This is a genomic window from Acidimicrobiia bacterium (assembly GCA_041676705.1).
GTDB lineage: Bacteria > Actinomycetota > Acidimicrobiia > Acidimicrobiales > SKKL01 > Actinomarinicola.
The window spans coordinates 1-3,200 of sequence record JBAYRL010000027.1 but is presented as its reverse complement, the minus strand read 5'-3'; the positions used below and the strand labels follow the sequence as shown (position 1 = coordinate 3,200).

At 53.0% G+C, this 3,200-nt stretch carries 3 protein-coding genes; 2 read left to right on the top strand and 1 reads right to left on the bottom strand.

All coding sequences use genetic code 11. The features are described 5' to 3' along the window. On the bottom strand, positions 1 to 1,287 hold a 1,287-nt coding region (locus WC184_13325), incomplete at its 3' end, for a DUF4214 domain-containing protein (GenBank protein MFA7478849.1). Between the two features lie 511 nt (positions 1,288 to 1,798). Between WC184_13325 and WC184_13320 the strand changes: the two genes are divergently transcribed. Both WC184_13320 and WC184_13315 read left to right on the top strand, forming a co-directional pair. Next, positions 1,799 to 2,023: a hypothetical protein gene (locus WC184_13320; GenBank protein MFA7478848.1), complete on the top strand. Its 225-nt coding sequence runs from the start codon at positions 1,799 to 1,801 to the stop codon at positions 2,021 to 2,023. Beyond that, the gene (locus WC184_13315) at positions 2,023 to 2,988 is read left to right on the top strand and encodes a hypothetical protein (GenBank protein ID MFA7478847.1); all 966 of its coding nucleotides are present in this window, start codon (positions 2,023 to 2,025) and stop codon (positions 2,986 to 2,988) included. Before WC184_13320 ends, WC184_13315 begins: the two co-directional genes overlap by 1 nt. Positions 2,989 to 3,200: the final 212 nt, after the last annotated feature.

Sequence of the window (3,200 nt, the reverse complement as noted above, 5' to 3'; positions counted from 1 at the left end):
CCGTTGGGTGTCGAATTGGCCGAGTGCTTTTTGGCCTTCTGGTGAGTTTAGGAAGCTGGAGATGATTTGTTGTTCTGATACTCCTGCTTGTCTTAGGTTGGCCCAGTATTCAAGGCCGCCTTGGTCGCCTTGTCGTAGGAAGATTCCTAGGTAGAGGCGTTGCATGAATCCAACGGCGGTGTTTTGTGCGGTGCTTTGTGGTGCTGAGGCCCATTTTTTAGCGACTTTAGCTAGTCCGGCTGGGGTGAGGTTACCGGTTTCATCAACCTCATCTTTGGCCTGGTCGTTGGCCTCATCGGCCGAGGAGCCGTCATCGCTGGTATCGGGTGTCTTATCGCCGGAACCGCCGTCACCGTTCCCGCCAGAGCAGTCGATGTTGGTTACCGTGATCGGGTCAGTGGGTTCGCTGAGGATCCAGCCGACGTCGGTTAACTCCTCACCGTCCGCAGTGACGGCGCCTTTTTGGGCGGCGTAAACACTCATCTCCAAGGTGCCTGAAGGGTTGGTGGCGCACCACCCGACTTTATTAAAGGTGAAGGTTACCGTGCCATGTTGATTCGGGTGTGCCCCGTCATCCGACTTGTCTGGGCTGCTTTCATCCACGGTGATGAAATAGAGGAAATTGTTATCCAAATTGGGTCCATCACCTGGTGAGAGAGTGATGGTGTCGTGGTCGTTATAGGTGAGGGTGAAGGTCTCGTTATCTATTGTTGGCGTGGAGAGAATTTTAACGGAAGGTGTCAGGGCCGGTGAGTTGTTAGCAAATTCGTAGATACCTTCACCATCTCCTCGTTGTAGCTCGAAGATCCCAATGGTGCTACCACTTTCAATGGGTGAAACCTCTAAATCGAGGCTTACCGTCCAGGTAGTGTCGGCTTCAATAGGTTCGTAGCCGTCTGCCTTTGTGAAGTCTGGTCTTGTGATCAGAGCGGTGAAGGTGATGTCCTCCAGTTTGTAACTGGTGTCGTTATTGGTGAGAGCACCGTACGTAATCTCTGTGTTGTGTGCATTAAGTTCACCAGCTAACCCGATGTGGAAGGCGGGAATTCCAACAGTTTCGCCGCTGCCTGCGTTCCAGATCCAAGAGAGCTTGAAGGGGACACTTTCTCCGGAAGCATATATTTCGTCAGACGTTGAGCCGTCGGCTAGCTGTACCTGAAGGTTTGAGATGCTGCTTGTGGTGCTGGTGTCGCCTGAGGCTATTGGTGGTGAAACGGTGACACTGCATATGAGTGTTGCGGTTATTACGGTCGCGATTCGTTTTAGAAGCTGCTTTGCTTTCAACATGGTGCTCCCCGCCGCCTGAATTTTATTTTTGGTATGTCGGACAGTGGCGAGCAGCTTTGAGGTTTTTAATGCAAATTTCCCAAATTTTTCTAGCTACGGCTAGGAAAAACGAGAAGTGAGGGAAGTTTTCTATGGTTTCGTCCTAGCTGCTGGGGTAAGCCGTAATGATTCGCGCAGAGTTGTACGGGCTCGTTTCATAGTGAATCTTGCTGTGTATAGCAGTGGGTCTGACGGATATCGGGAGGGCGCTATCGAGGATGTGCAGGAGACTCTTGACAGACGGTTTGCTGCACGGCAGAATCCGTGTAAACCATGCAATCACATGAAATCGTGGAAACCAGTGAAAAGTGGGGGGCTTGGTACAATGCGTAATATGTCTCGAATTGCGAAAACCAAAGATGTGGCAACTGCTCTAGGAGTCACGGAAAGTACGGTTCAGCTATATAGTCGACAAAATAGGATCCCCTTTGACTGCACGCCGGGGGGTCATCGTCGGTACAACCTTGAGGAGGTGCGCACAGCCCTCGCGCTCGAAGAGCCTTCTTTGATGCTAGCTCCGATGACTTCGCCCGGTCTTGGTGCCGGTATTTCAGTTCCTAGGTCCGAGTTGGCATCTATGGATGCCGAACGTAGAGCCCTTGTCGGCGAGAGGTTTGATCAAATAGACGTCCCTGAGGAATCCTCAGCTATTCTCGACCTCATTGGTCAGTCGAGCCGCGTTCTAGTCGCCCTCTGATGACACCCAGAGAAGCGAAGGTGCCAGCATCGAAGCTGGCACCACTTCTGCGCGACCTGACCCAAGGGGACATGTTGACCCTTGGCGCAGTGAGCATGGTAGGACGCGGGCACACGCCGCTTGTCGATGCGGCAGGTGGCAATCCTCAGACCGAAGAAATCTGGTCTGTGACTATTGAAAGTGCCATTGGGTGGTACATCATTGTCTCGGGGGCATGCGACATTGTTCGTGATCCAGCGGTGGAACCCTGCATCATTGTTGCTCCCATCTCCGTGGTCAGCAAGGCCCGATATCAGCAGCTTCGTAGCGGAGAGTATTCGCCTCGGGAGTTTCCTCTGCCCAACCGAGATATCGCCACCATCGTCGGTATCGACGATTACAACAGTTTTTGGCCGGTTGTTGATCTCCGCTATATGACCAGTGTAGACAAGACTGCGCTGCTCAATGACCGGGTGGAAAGTCGTAGGCCCCTGACCGGCCCGCAACAGAAACGATTCTCAACCTGGGTTGGCCGGCGCTTCAACCGACCTACCCACTCCGACCAGCATGAGACACACGTATTGCGAAAGGCTGGGGCGAAGATCTCCAAACTCGCGGCGTCTTATGCTGTGGCATCCAAACCAAAGTCTGCTCCGCTTGATGTCCGCCTGGTAGCGGCTGCGCGAGAATGGCTAATTGGCGGTACTGACCGGGGCCTCGAGATCAACGTTGTTGTCGACGCCGCATCTCTTTCAGAGGCTGGACTGTACTCTAGGGGCACCGATGAGATTGACGTTGAACAGGTAGCTGCTGCGGCCAAGAAGCTGCAAAGGGTGCTTGTGGGAACCTTGCCAAAGGGTAGTGGTTATTCCATAAGAGTTTTACCGATCACCCTTGATGGCATTTCTGCCGTGCACTACCTAAGTCTCGAACCCTGGTTGTGGGCTGATCGGGTCGACCCCCTTGATGATACTGAGGGTCCCTAGAAGACGATATAGGGGCGAGGGAGGCCCACTGTGTCTACTTGCCTGTTGCATTTCGCGCAGCTATGTCTGTGTCTTGGACGAAAAACGGGAAGTGAGGGGAGACCTTGGTGGTTTCCCCTCACTTGTTTTGTTAGTGGTTGCTTGTGTTTAGCGGCCGCTGTTTAGCAGGTGGTTTAGTTCTGCTGAGTTGATGAAGAACGCTATTAGGTTCT